Source organism: Lentisphaera profundi, assembly GCF_028728065.1.
Classification (GTDB): Bacteria; Verrucomicrobiota; Lentisphaeria; order Lentisphaerales; family Lentisphaeraceae; genus Lentisphaera; species Lentisphaera profundi.
The window spans coordinates 1,255,415-1,271,970 of record NZ_CP117811.1; the positions used below are offsets into that span (position 1 = coordinate 1,255,415).

11 protein-coding genes are annotated in these 16,556 nt (G+C 41.7%); all 11 read left to right on the top strand.

What is annotated here, in order from left to right; translation table 11 throughout:
• Window positions 1-279 precede the first annotated feature (279 nt).
• The 11 genes from PQO03_RS05090 to PQO03_RS05140 all read left to right on the top strand — a co-directional run bounded on the left by PQO03_RS05090 (window position 280) and on the right by PQO03_RS05140 (window position 16,541).
• Complete coding sequence (locus PQO03_RS05090) at window positions 280-1,713, top strand: hypothetical protein (RefSeq protein ID WP_274151644.1); 1,434 nt, start codon at window positions 280-282, stop codon at window positions 1,711-1,713.
• A 336-nt stretch (window positions 1,714-2,049) separates the two neighbouring features.
• Window positions 2,050-4,728, top strand: coding sequence for a DUF1553 domain-containing protein (locus PQO03_RS05095; RefSeq protein WP_274151645.1), 2,679 nt, complete (start codon window positions 2,050-2,052; stop codon window positions 4,726-4,728).
• Between the two features lie 4 nt (window positions 4,729-4,732).
• A complete protein-coding gene (locus PQO03_RS05100) occupies window positions 4,733-6,166 on the top strand; it encodes a DUF1501 domain-containing protein (RefSeq protein WP_274151646.1) in 1,434 nt (477 codons plus the stop codon).
• Complete coding sequence (locus PQO03_RS05105) at window positions 6,163-6,894, top strand: polysaccharide deacetylase family protein (RefSeq protein ID WP_274151647.1); 732 nt, start codon at window positions 6,163-6,165, stop codon at window positions 6,892-6,894. The genes PQO03_RS05100 and PQO03_RS05105 overlap by 4 nt, the downstream gene beginning before the upstream one ends.
• Before the next feature lie 449 nt (window positions 6,895-7,343).
• A complete protein-coding gene (locus tag PQO03_RS05110; protein WP_274151648.1) occupies window positions 7,344-7,862 on the top strand; it encodes a sigma-70 family RNA polymerase sigma factor in 519 nt (172 codons plus the stop codon).
• Entirely contained in the window at window positions 7,859-9,445 is a 1,587-nt protein-coding gene (locus tag PQO03_RS05115) for a LamG-like jellyroll fold domain-containing protein (RefSeq protein ID WP_274151649.1), read from the top strand. The genes PQO03_RS05110 and PQO03_RS05115 overlap by 4 nt, the downstream gene beginning before the upstream one ends.
• A gap of 94 nt (window positions 9,446-9,539) precedes the next feature.
• A complete protein-coding gene (locus tag PQO03_RS05120) occupies window positions 9,540-11,825 on the top strand; it encodes a PSD1 and planctomycete cytochrome C domain-containing protein (RefSeq protein ID WP_274151650.1) in 2,286 nt (761 codons plus the stop codon).
• Window position 11,826: 1 nt separating this feature from the next.
• Window positions 11,827-13,251 carry a DUF1501 domain-containing protein gene (locus PQO03_RS05125; RefSeq protein WP_274151652.1) on the top strand — a complete coding sequence of 475 codons (1,425 nt, stop codon included), beginning with the start codon at window positions 11,827-11,829 and terminating at the stop codon, window positions 13,249-13,251.
• 16 nt (window positions 13,252-13,267) lie between these two features.
• A complete protein-coding gene (locus PQO03_RS05130; RefSeq protein ID WP_274151653.1) occupies window positions 13,268-13,987 on the top strand; it encodes a polysaccharide deacetylase family protein in 720 nt (239 codons plus the stop codon).
• Window positions 13,988-14,439: 452 nt separating this feature from the next.
• A complete protein-coding gene (locus PQO03_RS05135; RefSeq protein ID WP_274151654.1) occupies window positions 14,440-14,952 on the top strand; it encodes a sigma-70 family RNA polymerase sigma factor in 513 nt (170 codons plus the stop codon).
• Between the two features lie 2 nt (window positions 14,953-14,954).
• Complete coding sequence (locus PQO03_RS05140; RefSeq protein ID WP_274151655.1) at window positions 14,955-16,541, top strand: LamG-like jellyroll fold domain-containing protein; 1,587 nt, start codon at window positions 14,955-14,957, stop codon at window positions 16,539-16,541.
• Window positions 16,542-16,556 lie beyond the last annotated feature (15 nt).

A 16,556-nucleotide genomic window follows, 5' to 3' on the forward strand; every position in this document is an offset into this window, starting at 1 on the left:
CCACACTTTATAGTTTATCGTAAAAAATATTTTCACATGTCAACTTGCTTGTTTGGGAAGCGTATTACAATTAGGCCATGATCTATGGATTGGTTTTTTGTGAAAGGCAGAAAATTAAAATAGCTATTGTTGAACAAAATTGTTTTTTCTTATAACAAATACATTTTCAATTCGTTAATAGTCTACACTACTTAGCCCATAAAAAGAACTCACTGTATGGGCGAGCACTTTTTGTTATATCTAAGGCCTATAATTGTGTAATGAACCTAAGGAATCTGAATGAAACAAGTCATAGTAATAATGTATTTTATCTGTAGCTACAGCCTTCTTGCTGAAGTTAAACTTTTCGATATGGCCGCCATGAGGGATGCGAGTACGCTAGAAGTTGAGGTGCTGAAGGATTGGTATGTGGTGCCAGGCAAGATTAAGACTCGACAAAAATTAATTACGATCAAGGTTGGGGAATTTATCCCAGGTAAAGATTATCGCGTACCGGTACGCTTTATCGTTCCAGTGGGGCAAAAGGCGAAGGGCTTTCATTTAACAGGGGGGAATAATTTAAAATCGATCAATAATGATGCACGCTTACGTGGAGTAGAAGCCGACTTGATCCAGGGTGGTGTGGGCTTGGTCTATACGATTGTTCAAAAATTAGATTCTTGGGGTCAGCGTGAATTATCCCAGCAGAGTGAGGCCTTGTTTAGCAAGACACTCAATTCACATTACTCGGTGCAGTACTGGGCTTGGCCAGCTAGTCTCATGCGAAGTATTACCGCGGCTTATGCTGAAGAAGATTATTTTGAAAAGGGTCAGGTGGCTTGCTCTGGAGGATCTAAGAATGGAGCGACTCCTTCTGTAGCCGTGATACATGATGAGCGTATTAGCGCGGTACATGCTACGGTGTCACCCATATCAGAATCCCCGTTGCGCTTATGCGATGAAAAAGCATGGGCAGATTTACGGGAGTATAATAAACATCACCCCAGTCAAACTAATAAGAGAAGTAAGCAATCGGGGATGCATCCCTTTTTGGGAGGAACTCATGGGCCTCGTTATAACGAAGCAGCCTTAGCCGCAGGAGCCACTTGGCAAGACTTAAAGTCACTAGCAAATGAGCTTGCGGATCAGATTTTTCCTGCGAAGCATTTCGAAATACTTAAGAAACGTGGAGTGGAACTCAGTTTTCATCCAGGGACACATGATTTTGTGGCCTATGATATGGCATATGTCGGCAAGAATTATCCTCAACTCCCTATTTACTTGAAGGCTAATACCGGACACGGCAAGGGTGGAGATAAATCACAATTTCGTGGGCAAGCTAATAAAACGGCTTTTCTACTCCGTCATTTTTTTGCGTCTGAAATTGAGAGCTTGTTAGAGTCACCACAAGTCACAACTAAGAAAGAGGGCGCTTACCTACAAATTGAAGTCCAATTTCCCGAAGGATCTAAGGTGGAAACAGGGGAGGTATTTTGGATGTATAATAGGGCGCCCGATGGAAGTGAAGCGTACTTGAGTGAAGCCTTCCCTAGTGAAAATCAAGTGGTGATGGAATATAATGATCAAAAGGGTATTTGGTTAGCCAAGATCAAAATCACTGAAGGATCGCAGCAAATAGATTTCTTTAGTACGCACAAGAAAAGCTTGAGCTTTAAGGGGCGTAAATTAGAGACTTACCTATCGAGTCCTTATACTCGTATCGACTTAAAGTGATTTCATGATCACTTGCTCGCAAACTTAAAAATGGTTAATAGGGCGGAAACATAGATTGAATCTAAGAGTCAAATTAAAGGTATTTATCTCATATATAATTCCTTGCCGGATTATAGTCATAAGCATGTGAATTTCAGACGAAATTCAATACATAAACCTTGCTATCACAGTCAAACTTTATTAAAGTATTAGCATCTGAGTACGGCTTAGGTTCTCTATAAAATCACTGAAAAATATCATAAAACAATATTTTCTGACGAAATAGCACAAGATTTTAGATTAAAAGAGGAATTACTTAGTTAAGTATTTTCAATGAATGAAATTTAAGGGTTTTCAATGAATCGTTTTTTATTAATAAGCTTTTGTTTACTCACTCTTGCTCAAGCAAAAGAGATTAACTTTAATCAGGATATACGGCCGATTTTATCGGATCGCTGTTTTCATTGTCATGGGCCGGATAAGCACGACCGTAAGAAAGATTTGCGTTTGGATATAGCTGAGGGGGATGATGGTGCCTACCGCTTGAGAAAAAAACGTTATGGTATTGTACCTGGTGATTTAGAAAAAAGTTCAGTTTGGCAACGTATTATTACTGATGATGAGGATGACGTCATGCCGCCTTTGGACTCCCATAAAAAGCAGCTTAGTAAAGATGAAAAGGCGCTTATTAAGCAATGGATCGAAGAGGGCGCTAAATACGAAGATTTTTGGGCCTTCTCACCCGCGGAAAAAGTCGCTCCGGCGAAGACTAAAACTAATTGGGGAAAGAGCGAGATTGATCAATATATTTTAGCGATCTTAGAAAAAAATAATCACGGGCCCTCGCAAGAAGCAGATAAAAGAACTTTGATTCGACGCCTTAGTTTTGACCTTACGGGACTTCCTCCCACACCAGAAGAAATCAAGCAATTCCTGAACGATTCTAGTACTCAGGCCTATGAAAAATTAGTCGATCGTTTGATTGCAAAACCGCAATATGGCGAGCACATGACTAAGTACTGGCTCGACTTGGTGCGTTTTGCCGATACCAATGGCCGCCATCACGATCACTACCGCGACATGACTCCTTATCGCGATTGGGTGATCAAGTCCTTCAATGAAAATTTGAACTACGATGATTTTGTTCGTTATCAAGTAGCCGGGGATCTTTATAAAAAGCCGACACAAGATCAACTCGTGGCCTCGGGTTTCAATCGCTTACACCTCATCATTGATGCGGGTACGGCTCCTCCGGAAGAGAGTCTGACGCGCAATGTGATTGACCGGGTAACTGCGGTGGGAACTGCCTTTATGGGACTTACAGTTCAGTGTGCGGTGTGCCATGATCACAAATACGATCCCATTACTCAAAAAGATTTCTTTGCCCTCTATGCCTTTTTTAATAACTTCGATGGTGGAGCTGAAACAGGAGGAAGAAAAGGCGGCGACTTTAAAAAGGGCTTACAAAAACCCTACATCTTTTTAGAAGATAAGAGTGCTAAAGTTAATGAAAAAGAAACTGAGCTAAATCCCTATTGGATCTGGAAACAAGGAAAAATTGGTACAGAAAAAGCCAATTTCAAAAGAACTTTTACAATTAATGAAAAGCCTAAAAAAGCCTTCTTACAGGCGACTTGCGATAATAGCTTTAAACTTATGATTAATGGCCAAGAAGTCGCCAAGTCAGACCAATGGAATAAACCAGCTCAAAAGGATGTGGCAAAGTATCTCAAAGTTGGTCAAAATGAGATCACAGTTGAAGCCGCCAATATTGGTGAACTAGGTGGTTTTATTTTTGCTCTTAAAGCAGGAGACTTCTTTTTGGTGAGTGATAAAACATGGAAGGCTCAGCAAGTTGGTGGTAAATGGCAGGCTGCAGTAGAACTCAAGCCCCATGGTGCAGAGCCTTGGAATAAGATTCTTACCACCAACAAATCAGAAGATAATCGTCGTGGCGCCATGGTCATGAAAGAGCGCAAGGATATTCGACCAGCACATATTTTACTCCGCGGTGAATACGATCAACTCGGTGAAGTGGTAGAGCGTAATACACCGGGCTTTTTACCCCCCTTAAAAAAGCAGGGTGATATTGCCTCGAGAATGGATCTTGCGAATTGGTTAATTGATTCTCATCCGCTAACGGCAAGAATTGCAGTGAATCGTTTTTGGCAACAGCTCTTTGGCGTGGGTCTCGTGAAAACCTCCGAAGACTTTGGTGCTCAAGGTGAAGTTCCTAGCCATCCTAAGTTATTGGATTACTTAAGCGTGTCATTTATGGAATCGGGCTGGGATGTAAAAGCCTTGATGAAAGAAATGGTTTTATCAAAGGCCTATCGTCAGTCATCTAAAGCAAAACCTGAAGCTTTTCAGGCTGATGCGGAGAATCGACTATTGGCACGTGGTTCGCGCTTCCGTATGGATTCAGAAATGATTCGCGATCAAATCCTCGTCAATAGTGGCTTACTTTCACAGCAAATGTATGGGGCCAGTGTGAAACCCCCTCAGCCAGCGGGTTTATGGAAAGCGGTTTCAATGCCTTATTCCTATCCAAAAGTGTATGCCGCGGATTCGGGTGATGCCATCTATCGCCGTAGCATGTATACTTTTTGGAAGCGTGGTATGCCACCTCCCCAAATGAGTATCCTCAATGCACCTGAACGAGAAGCCTGTATTGCTCGTCGCGAACGTACCAATACACCTTTGCAGGCCTTGCTCTTGATGAATGAACCTGAATTCCTTAAATCTCAGCGTCATCTCGCTCAAGCCATGATGAGTAAAAAGAACTTAAGTGATCAGCAAAAGATCCAAGCTATTTATGAGCGTTTGACTTCTAAGCTCGCGAATAAATCCGAGCAAAAAATCCTTCAAGACTTAGTGAATAAGATGAGAAGGACTTATACGCGTCAGCCACAGCAAGCGAATAAAATATGCCAGGATTTAAAACTTAAAAATCAACAAGAGCGCATCGAACTGGCTTCTTGGACGATGCTTATCAATACGCTATATAGTCTTGATATAATGAAGACGAGGGAGTAGAGCTATGAACTTTTTTGAAAATAATAATATTTTATCACGCCGTAGTTTTTTGAAACAAAGTGGCATGGGACTCGGCGCTGCTGGACTCGCCTCTCTAATGTCGCCAAACGCTCATGCGGGACAAAAGGGTTTACATCATAAAGCCAAAGCTAAACGCGTCATTTTCCTCTTTATGGCCGGCGGCCAAAGTCAATTGGATCTCTTTGATCACAAGCCTGGCTTGAACAAATTATTCAATACGAAACTTCCTGCATCAGTGAGCAATGGTCAGCGCGTGACGCAAATGACTAAAGGCAAGGAACAGTTGATCCAGCCCTCTAAGTTCAAATTTTCTCAGCATGGACAAAGCGGTACTTGGATGAGCGAACTTATGCCTCATCTCGCAAATTCAGTTGATGACCTGTGCATGATCAAATCAATGCATACCAAATCTATCAATCACGATCCAGGAAAAACTATGTTTTGTACCGGCAGTGAATTGCCAGGGAAACCGAGTATGGGCTCATGGTTGAGTTATGGTATGGGCTCAATGAATAAAGATCTTCCAGAATTCGTGGTCATGCCCTCAGCTTTTTGGTCGGGTGGTACCGGCAATGTACAGGCACTCTATAGTCGTCTATGGGGCAATGGTTTCTTGCCTTCAAAGCACCAAGGTACTGCCTTGCAAGCAGCGGGTGATCCCGTATTGTTCCTCTCGAACCCTCCTGGAGTGACCGCAGGTATTCGCCGTAGTTCACTTGATGCCGTAGGACAACTCAATAATGGTCAGTTTGCTGCCATTGGTGACCCGGAAATTCAAGCAACGGTGGCCCAGCAGGAATTGGCTTATCGTATGCAATCTTCTGTTCCCGAATTAACCGACCTCTCTCATGAATCAAAAGCCACCTTGGAGATGTATGGACCTGAAGTTCATAAGCAAGGTTCTTTTGCGCGCAATTGTCTTTTGGCACGACGCATGGCGGAACGTGATGTGCGTTTTATCCAACTCTTTCATCGCGGTTGGGATCATCACTCGGGCTTACCCGGGAAAATCAAGGGTCAATGCTATGATGTGGATCAGCCCGCCGCCGCCTTAATCAAAGATTTAAAGCAGCGTGGCATGCTAGAAGACACCCTCATTGTCTGTGCAGGTGAATTTGGTCGTACCGTCTATGGGCAAGGTAAACTCAATCGCGATAACTATGGTCGTGATCATCACCCACGTTGCTTCTCCGCTTGGATGGCTGGTGGTGGCGTTAAAGCCGGTATTTCTTATGGTCAAACAGATGAGTTTTCTTATAACGTGGTCGATAAACCCGTTTCGGTTTCGGATCTTCATGCCACGATGTTATGGCAACTCGGCCTCGATCATTCACGACTCAGCTTCCCCTTCCAGGGACTCGATCAAAAACTCACGGGAGTCGACCCCTGCAAAGTTGTCCAGGGCCTTATTTCTTGAGGAAAAATAAACTCAAGATCAGTGTTTTTATGATGACGGTGCTAAGCTTAGTTCTTCCAGCGGAAGATAGTGAAAAAACCGTGGTGCTTACTTTTGATGATTCGGTCAAGAGTCAGGCGGAATTTGTCGCACCACTTCTAAAAAAACACGGTTTTAATGCCACTTTCTTTATCACTGAGGGCTTTTCCTTCCACAAGAGAAAAGACCTCTACATGACTTGGGCGCAGATTAAACAACTCCATGATCAGGGCTTTGAGATCGGCAATCATACCAAGAGTCACCGCAGTGTAAAAAAAATGAGTGCAGAACAATTGCGCAAATCGCTTGAGCATATAGAAAATCAATGTAAAAAGCATGGCATTCCTAAGCCCATTTCCTTTTGTTACCCTGGATATGCCACCGCGCCCAAGGCCTTAAAAGTCTTGCAAGAAAAGGGCTATCGCTTTGCTCGTGCGGGTGGAGATAAGGCTAGCGAAGTGGCAAAAGATAATTTATTGCTCTTGCCGCAGGCCTTTGATGCCAAACCCAAAAGTACTTTGGAGCAATTTAAAAAGGCCGTGGATCAAGCCGATGCCAAACATATTCCCATTTTAACTTTTCACGGGGTTCCCGACTTAGAACACCCCTGGGTGACTACAAGTCCAGAAAAATTTAAAGCCTACATGAAGTACTTAAAAGATAATGATTTTAAGGTAATTTCTCTAAGGGATTACCCTCTTAAGAATTAGTGTTTTAGAATGTTTTTTTTAGAGCTTCCATTGTTTAAGCGCTCGTATTTATTTTCCCTTTTCATAATCAATTAGCGGAATAAAGTATAAAAAAACAATAATTTTCGCATATTTAGTACAAGAATTAGATGCCTTATGAAAATACCTTTGTTAGGATATTTCAATGAATGAATTTTTTTCCTTTTTTGAGTGATTTTTTTCATTATTCTCCTATCTTATCTGGTCGGTATTTTCATTGCACGGACCTGATAAACACAATCGCAAGAAAAAATTTCGTCTCAATATGGCTGAATGTGATGATGGCGCGTATCGCAAGCGCAAGGGAAAGTTCATTAAAAGTAGTGAAACATCTATATTTTTAAAATTTTGATGGGAAAAGCTTTTAAAATACAGGAATATTTAATTGGAAGCTTTATAATCAAATTAATGAAAAACCAGAGAATTGTTTTATGAACAAGCAACATGACAAATTTGCACTGCTACTGGGGCAAAATAAGTCAGATTTAAGGCAGTATATTTATTCGCTTTGTCATAACAATGCTGATACGGAAGATATTCTTCAGGAAACTTCTTCAGCTCTTTGGCGGAAATTTGAGAGCTACGACCCCAAACAGGCCTTTATTTACTGGGCGCTTCGCTTTGCTTATTTCGAGGTGATGAAATTTCGCGATCGCCAAAAAAAATCTGACCGCCTTTGTAAGACGACACTCAAAGTCATTGCTAAAGAATGTGAAGATAAGTTAAGTGAGAATAATGATCAGAAGTACTTTCTTAAATTTTGTACAAATCAGCTCGAACTTAATGAAAAAGAGCTGGTCGATATGCACTATAATCAAAAGATGACCATTAAAAGTATTAACGATCACTTTGGAGAAAGAGGAAAAAAAATCTATCGTGCTTTTGAGCGTATTCGCTTTAAGCTCTTCAAATGTATGGAAAAAACTCGTGAGGATGAGGCTGGAATATGAGAAAATTTGACGAAACACGTACTCAGCATCTTATCTCTGCTTTGATTGATGAAAATATCTCAGCCGAAGAAATGAAGGAACTTAATGAACTGCTTCAAGATTCACCCGAAGCTCTTAATATGTACCTCAGTATGACTCAAGTTGATATGGAGATGCATCAGGATACGAGCTTGTTAAGTCATTATTCTGATTTAAAACCACAAGTCAAAGAAGATCTGCCTGAGACGCTTGATCGTCTCAAAAAGAGCTTAAGACTCTTTCAGCTTGTTGCGGCTTTTCTTCTTGCTTTTATCGCTATAAATTACCTAGTGCTCCGTAACCAGCCAATGAAGGAAGAGGTGAATGGTAGTTCACCTGGTGTTCTTGCGCATATTTTAAAGCTTTCAGAGGATATAAAATGGAGTAAAGCAAAGGCTAAGGTAGGTGACCCAATAGGTGAAGAAGTATTGATCATCCAGAAAGGATCGATAAACCTAAAATATGAGAATGGCGCAGAAATTAAACTTGTTGGCCCCGCAGAATATAAATTGCACGACCAGGATTCTGCCACTCTAAGTTATGGTCAGTTGGCAGCTCGTATTCCGGAAGCCGCACAGGGTTTTACGATTGATGCACCCAAAGCCCTTATTACAGATTTAGGTACTGAGTTTGCCCTTAATGTTAATAAGCAGGGAGAAAGTAAAATATTTGTTTACGAAGGCGAAGTCGTAGGGGCCTTGTTGGGGCCGGATGGCAACACTTTAAAACATAGCAACCTCTATGCTAAAGATGCTGTAAGCATAGATTCAAGGAGTGGTACACTTAAAACTCTTAAAGATACAAAAAACTTTATTCGTATTGCGGAAAGCCCAGAAGCTTCGCTGCATATAAATCAGTCTTATGTTGATGCCGTACATAATTCAGACCCTATTGCGTACTGGCGCTTTAATACTGAAGATACAGAACTCATTACAAACGAAATGAGCACATCTTATTCAGGGGCACTCACGGGAAAAGCAAAAATAGAAAATGGTTTCTTAGTTTTCGATAAAGGTACAAAGGGGGCTTTTGTTGTTGATGAACCCATTCAAAACATCAATAGCCAAGGACATTCTATTGAGATGTGGGTCAAGCCGCTAGAGCGCTCTAAAGATATGATGGCACTGGCATCGCTCGTGGCCCTAGGGAAACCTAAAAATAATGAAACAGTTAAGCACCTGGCCTATTTTGGGCTTACTCCTCAAAAGTCATTCAATCGTCACAGTCCTTTTAATTTCTGGTTTGCTTCACGTTTTCCTGCGAGATCGGGAAATTATGGAGTCAACTGTTATGCCAATCAGGATTACAAAGGGCAGCATTGGTACCATCTCGTTTGCATTAAAAATAAAAATAGTTTGGATATTTATGTCAATGGCCAATTGGCCAACAGTGTTCAACATGAACTAGGAAGTGGAGATAAGGCTTATCAGTTTTTTGTTGGTCAAATGGATTTTCATAAAAACTCCTGGCAATTACACGGTAGTATTGACGAAGTCGCACTCTATGACCGTCCTTTAAGCGCCCGTGAAATAGAGACTCATTACCAAAGCATGTTAGAAAAATAATATTTTTTTAGCCGCTAGGTGGGAATCGCTCTTAAAAACACGGGATATATAACAAAGAGATTTTAAATAACCTTATAGTCGGAGCCCAAAATCTATGTTTACAAGACTCATGTTTGTTGCTGCATTATCCTGTAGTAATCTAATAGCCAAAGAAATAAATTTTAATCGTGATATACTCCCGATTTTATCTGATCGCTGCTTTGCCTGTCATGGTCCAGATGGCGGTGAATTTGGTGAGAAATGGAAAGCTGGCCTACGCCTCGATACTCCCGAAGGGGCCTTGGCAAACTTGAGAGAAGTGAAGTACCAAGTTCAAACAGCAAAGCGCTTGAGCCAAGGTTTAAAAGCCAAAGAGAAGCCAAGCTCAAAGCGCTATGCAATGATTCCAGGCAATGCGGAAGAATCCTCTTTAATTGAACGGATAATGACCGATGATGAGGATGATATTATGCCTCCTTTGGATTCTCATCTAAAGCTTTCTTTACAGGAAAAAGACTTGCTCCGTCAATGGATTGCGGAAGGCGCAAAATATGATATTCATTGGTCATTCAAAGCTCCCGAAAAAGCGGCCTTGCCTGAGATTGAAAATACTTCTTGGCCTAGGAATGAAATTGATACTCACGTACTCGCCCAATTAGAAAAACGAGAATTAAAGCCTGCGCCAGAAGCAGAGAAACGCACTTGGTTACGCCGAGTTTCACAAGATATAAGTGGCTTGCCACCAACAATCTCACAAATAAAAGACTTCCTTGAAGATCAGTCGCCCAAGGCCTATGAAAAAGTGGTCGATCGCTTGCTTAAGAGTTCTGACTACGCGGAACGAATGACCAATATTTGGATGGATAATGCGCGTTATGCCGATAGCAATGGCTACCAATTTGATAATGCTCGAACGATGTGGCCCTGGCGCGATTGGGTGATTAAAGCCTTTGCCGAGAATAAAGCTTGGGATGAATTTGTTAGTGAGCAAGTCGCAGGAGATTTATTTCCTAAAGCAAGCCAAGATCAAGTCATAGCCACGGGTTTTAACCGCAATCACGGCTATTCCATTGAAGGAGGGATTATTGATGAAGAGTACCGCGTTGATTATGCCAAGGACAAAACGCATACCTTTGGCACCTTGTTTCTCGGCCTCACCATGGAGTGCACCAGTTGCCACGATCATAAATATGATCCCCTCACCATGAAAGATTATTATTCACTCTATGCCTTTTTTAACCAATCCAGTGAAAAGGGTGCGCCGGGAGAATCAGGGCGTAAGCAAAAATCTGCGGCACCATTTATCTCCATAAAAACAAAAGATGGCGAAAAGAACTCCTTACGAGTCATGATCATGAAGGATGAAAAACGTGATACCTTCATTCTGCAGCAAGGCCTCTATGATAAACCGGGTGAAAAAGTAAGTGCGGAAACTCCCGCGGTCTTAGCTTCATTTAAAGGCTACGAAAAAAATCGTTTAGGTCTCGCAAAGTGGTTAAAGTCACCAGAAAATCCTCTTTTTGCTCGCGTCACCGTGAATCGTATTTGGCACCAATTTTTTGGTCGCGGCATTGTTAAGAGTGTCGATAATTTTGGTCTTCAGGGCGATACTCCCACTCATCCAGCTTTACTCGATAGCTTAGCGGTAGATTTCCGCGAAAATAATTGGGACCTACATCAGCTCATTCGAAAAATTGTTTTATCCGCCACTTATCGCCAAGATTCTAGCTTTCGTAAAAATATCGAGGACCCTGAAAATCGCTTATTGGCAAGGGGCCCAAGCTTTCGTTTAGCGGCTGAACTGATCCGTGATCAAGCCCTCGCCGTGAGTGGACTGATGAATAAAAAAGTGGGCGGCCCTAGTGTGATGCCTTATCAAGCTGCTGGTGTTTGGGAGGACTTAAATGCGCCAAAATCACATGCTGAAACTTATAAGCAGGCTAATGGAGATGATCTCTATCGCAAGAGCTTATACACTTATTGGCGTCGAGCAGCGCTACACCCTGTGATGGCGGTTTTTGATGCCCCGAGTCGCGATGTTTGCGCAGTCTCAAGAGAATTAACCAATACTCCTTTGCAGGCCTTAGTTAGTCTACATGATCCCACTTTTATTGAGGCGGCACGTTGTTTGGCCGAGCAATCCATTGTCAGTCCAAAGCCCATAGACTTAGCTTTTCAAAGCGTCTTATCACGCACGGCCAGTCCAAAAGAGCTCAGGCTTTTAAAACAATATTATGCTGTGCGCTTAAAGCATTATCAAAATAATCAGGCTGCACTGGAGCGTTTGCTCAAAGTAGGGAAGAAAGAAGTCAAGTACCAAGGGGATCTGGCGCCTTTAGCAGCACTTACAGATTGTTGTCATGCCATTTTTAATTTGAGCGAAACGATCACGAGGAATTAGCATGAAAGAACTTGAAGCTACATTACACAAAATGAATCGTCGTCAAGCCTTAAAAATGTCTGCGGGTGGCTTGGGTTATATGGCCTTGGGGGATTTATTGGCCAAAGAAAGTCCAAGCGCACTGCAAGCTCATCACAAGCCTAAAGCGAAGCGAGTGATTTACCTCTTTCAATCAGGAGGTCCCTCACAGATCGATATGTTTGATCCAAAACCCATGCTCAATAAATTTCATGGCCAGGATATCTTTAAATTTGTGAAGCAGAATGGTCGCCTCACTGGTTTTAACGATAAGCATAAAGTGCACCCGCTCATTAAGAGTAAGTATAGCTTCAAGAAATATGGTCAGTCGGGTTCCTGGGTGAGTGAATTACTCCCTCACATGAGTGGAGTGATGGATGATGTCTGTACGATTCGTAGTGTTAGTACCAAGCCCGTGAATCACGACCCCGCCATGACCTTTATGCAAACGGGGCACAACCTCCCCGGACGCCCGAGTATTGGTTCGTGGTTGAGTTATGGCTTGGGCTCTATGAATAAAAATTTACCTGATTATGTCGTCTTGGTTTCCAAGGGTGATTTAGGCAATATGCAGCCTTTAAATTCTCGCCTTTGGGGCAATGGGTTTTTGCCTGGTCGTTATCAAGGCGTACGACTGCGTTCGGGAAAGGATCCCGTTTTATACCTCAAGGATCCTGCGGGCAAAACGCTCAAAGACGAGCGTCAATTACTCGATGTCATTAATGAGCTCAATGAAGAGGAATTCCAACGTCATGCCAACCCTGCAGTAGAAACGCGAATCTCGCAATATGAGATGGCATTTCGCATGCAGAGCTCGGTTCCCGACTTAAGTGATCTCTCGGATGAGCCAGCATCGACTTTTAAACTCTATGGTGAAGAGGCCCGCAAGCCCGGAACTTATGCCTTTAATTGCCTGATGGCGAGAAGATTAGCCGAGCGCGATGTACGCTTTGTACAGCTCTATCATTCGGGTTGGGATCATCACTTTAATTTACCTGCACATTTACCCAAGCGCTGTCGCGAAACAGATCAAGCCACGGCGGCACTAATAACTGACCTCAAGCAACGTGGCTTACTCGACGATACCATAGTCGTTTGGGGCGGTGAGTTTGGCCGGACGGCCTTTAGTCAGGATGGTAAAACCCCCGTTTCTTATGGTCGTGATCATCATGCCAATTGTTTTACAAAAATTGTTGCTGGCGGAGGTTTTAAAGCAGGCTTAAACTATGGCCAAACTGATGAGTTTGGCTATAATGTAGTCAAGGATGAAGTTCCCGTACACGACCTTCATGCCACGATCCTACATCAATTGGGACTCGATCATGAACGTCTCACTTATTTATCGCAAGGACGTCGCTACCGCCTTACCGATGTCCATGGCCATGTAGTCAAAGATTTACTAATTTGAATAAAAAGGCTGTTAAATGAAATTTTTATCTCTCTATTTTTTACTGAGCCTCATGATCGGCTCATTGCTTCAAGCGGAGCAAAAAACCGTCGTGCTTACTTTTGATGATTCGGTCAAGAGTCAGGCGGAATTTGTCGCACCACTTCTAAAAAAACACGGTTTTAATGCCACTTTCTTTATCACTGAGGGCTTTTCCTTCCACAAGAGAAAAGACCTCTACATGACTTGGGCGCAGATTAAACAACTCCATGATCAGGGCTTTGAGATCGGCAATCATACCAAGAGTCACCGCAGTGTAAAAAAAATGAGTGCAGAACAATTGCGCAAATCACTTGAGCATATAGAAAATCAATGTAAAAAGCATGGCATTCCTAAGCCCATTTCCTTTTGTTACCCTGGATATGCCACCGCGCCCAAGGCCTTAAAAATCTTGCAGGAAAAGGGCTATCGCTTTGCTCGTGCGGGTGGTGCCAAAGCTAGCGAGCCCGACACAGATCATCACTTGCTCTTGCCTCAGGCCTTTGACGGCAAGCCAGCAAGTACTTTGGAGCAATTTAAAAAGGCAGTGGATCAAGCCGATTCCAAGCATATTCCCATTTTAACTTTTCACGGGGTTCCCGACTTAGAACACCCCTGGGTGACTACAAGTCCAGAAAAATTCAAAGCCTACATGAAGTACTTAAAGGATAATGATTTTAAGGTGATTTCTCTTAGGGATTACCCTCTTAAGAATTAGTGTTTTAGAATGTCTTTTTTTAGAGCTTCCATTGTTTAAACTCTCGTATTTAGTTTCCCTTATTCATAATCAATTAGCGGAATAAAGTATAAAAAAACAATAATTTTCGCATATTCAGTACAAGAATTAGATGCCTTATGAAAATACCTTTGTTAGGATATTTCAATGAATGAATTTTTTTTGCTTTTTTGAGTGATTTTTTTCATTATTCTCCTATCTTATCTGGTCGGTATTTTCATTGCACAGACCTGACAAACACAATCGCAAGAAAAAATTTCGTCTCAATATGGCTGAATGTGATGATGGCGCGTAGCGCAAGCGCAAGGGAAAGTTCATTAAAAGTAGTGAAACATCTATATTTTTAAAATTTTGATGGGAAAAGCTTTTAAAATACAGGGATATTTAATTGGAAGCTTTATAATCAAATTAATGAAAAATCAGAGAATTGTTTTATGAACAAGCAACATGACAAATTTGCACTGCTACTGGGGCAAAATAAGTCAGATTTAAGGCAGTATATTTATTCGCTTTGTCATAACAATACTGATACGGAAGATATTCTACAGGAAACTTCTTCAGCTCTGTGGCGGAAATTTGATAGCTATGACCCTAAACAGGCCTTTATTTACTGGGCGCTTCGCTTTGCTTATTTCGAAGTTATGAAATTTCGCGATCGCCAAAAGAAATCTGATCGCCTTTGTAAGACAACACTCAAAGTCATTGCTAAAGAATGTGAAGATAAGTTGTGCGAAAATGATGATCAGAAGTACTTTCTTAAATTTTGTATCAATCAGCTCGAAATGAATGAAAAAGAGCTAGTAGATATGCACTATAATCAAAAGCTAAGCATTAAAAGTATTAACGATCACTTTGGGGAAAAAGGAAAAAAGATCTATCGTGCTTTTGAGCGCATTCGCTTTAAGCTCTTCAAATGTATTCAAAAAAATCGTCAAGAGGAGGCTTAAATATGAAGAAATTTGATGAAACACGTACGCAGCAGCTCATCTCTTCTTTGATTGATGAAAATATCTCAGCCGAAGAAATGAACGAGCTTAATGAACTGCTTCAAGACTCGCCCGAAGCTCTTGATATGTACCTCAGTATGACTAAAATTGATATGGAGATGCATCAGGATACGAGTTTATTAAGTCATTATTCTGATATAAAGCCACAAGTCAAAGAAGATCTGCCTGAGACAGTTGAGCATCTCAAAAAATGCTTAAGGCTCTTTCAGCTTGTTGCCGCTTTTCTTGTGGCTTTTATAGCTATCAATTACGTCTTGCCCCGTAACCAGCCAATCAAGGAAGAGGTGAATGGTAGTTCACCTGGTGTTCTTGCACATATTTTAAAGCTTTCAGAGGATATAAAATGGAGTAAAGCAAAGGCTAAGGTAGGTGACCCAATAGGTGAAGAAGTATTGATCATCCAGAAAGGATCGATAAACCTAAAATATGAGAATGGCGCAGAAATTAAACTTGTTGGCCCCGCAGAATATAAATTGCACGACCAGGATTCTGCCACTCTAAGTTATGGCCGCTTGGCAGCTCGTATTCCGGAAGCCGCACAGGGTTTTACTATTGATGCACCCAAAGCGCTTATTACAGATTTAGGTACTGAGTTCGCCCTTAATGTTAATAAGCAGGGAGAAAGTAAAATATTTGTTTACGAAGGCGAAGTCGTAGGGGCCTTGTTGGGGCCGGATGGCAACACTCTAAAGCATAGCAACCTCTATGCTAAAGATGCTGTAAGCATAGATTCAAGGAGCGGTACACTTAAAACTCTTAAAGATACAAAAAACTTTATTCGTATTGCGGAAAGCCCAGAAGCTTCGCTGCATATAAATCAGGCTTATGTTAATGCAGTACATAATTCAGACCCTATTGCGTACTGGCGCTTTAATACTGAAGATACAGAACTCATTACAAACGAAATGAGCACATCTTATTCAGGGGCACTCACGGGAAAAGCAAAAATAGAAAATGGTTTCTTAGTTTTCGAGAAAGGTACAAAGGGGGCTTTTGTTGTTGATGAACCCATTCAAAACATCAATAGCCAAGGACATTCTATTGAGATGTGGGTCAAGCCGCTAGAGCGCTCTAAAGATATGATGGCACTGGCATCGCTCGTGGCCCTAGGGAAACCTAAAAATAATGAAACAGTTAAGCACCTGGCCTATTTTGGGCTTACTCCTCAAAAGTCATTCAATCGTCACAGTCCTTTTAATTTCTGGTTTGCTTCACGTTTTCCTGCGAGATCGGGAAATTATGGAGTCAATTGTTATGCCAATCAGGATTACAAAGGGCAGCATTGGTACCATCTCGTTTGCATTAAAAATAAAAATAGTTTGGATATTTATGTCAATGGCCAATTGGCCAACAGTGTTCAACATGAACTAGGAAGTGGAGATAAGGCGTATCAGTTTTTTGTGGGTCAGATGGATTTTCATAGACAGCCGTGGCAATTACACGGTAGTATTGACGAAGTCGCACTCTATGACCGTCCTTTAAGCGCCCGTGAAATAGAGACTCATTACCAAAGCATGTTAGAAAAATAATATTTTTTTAGCCGC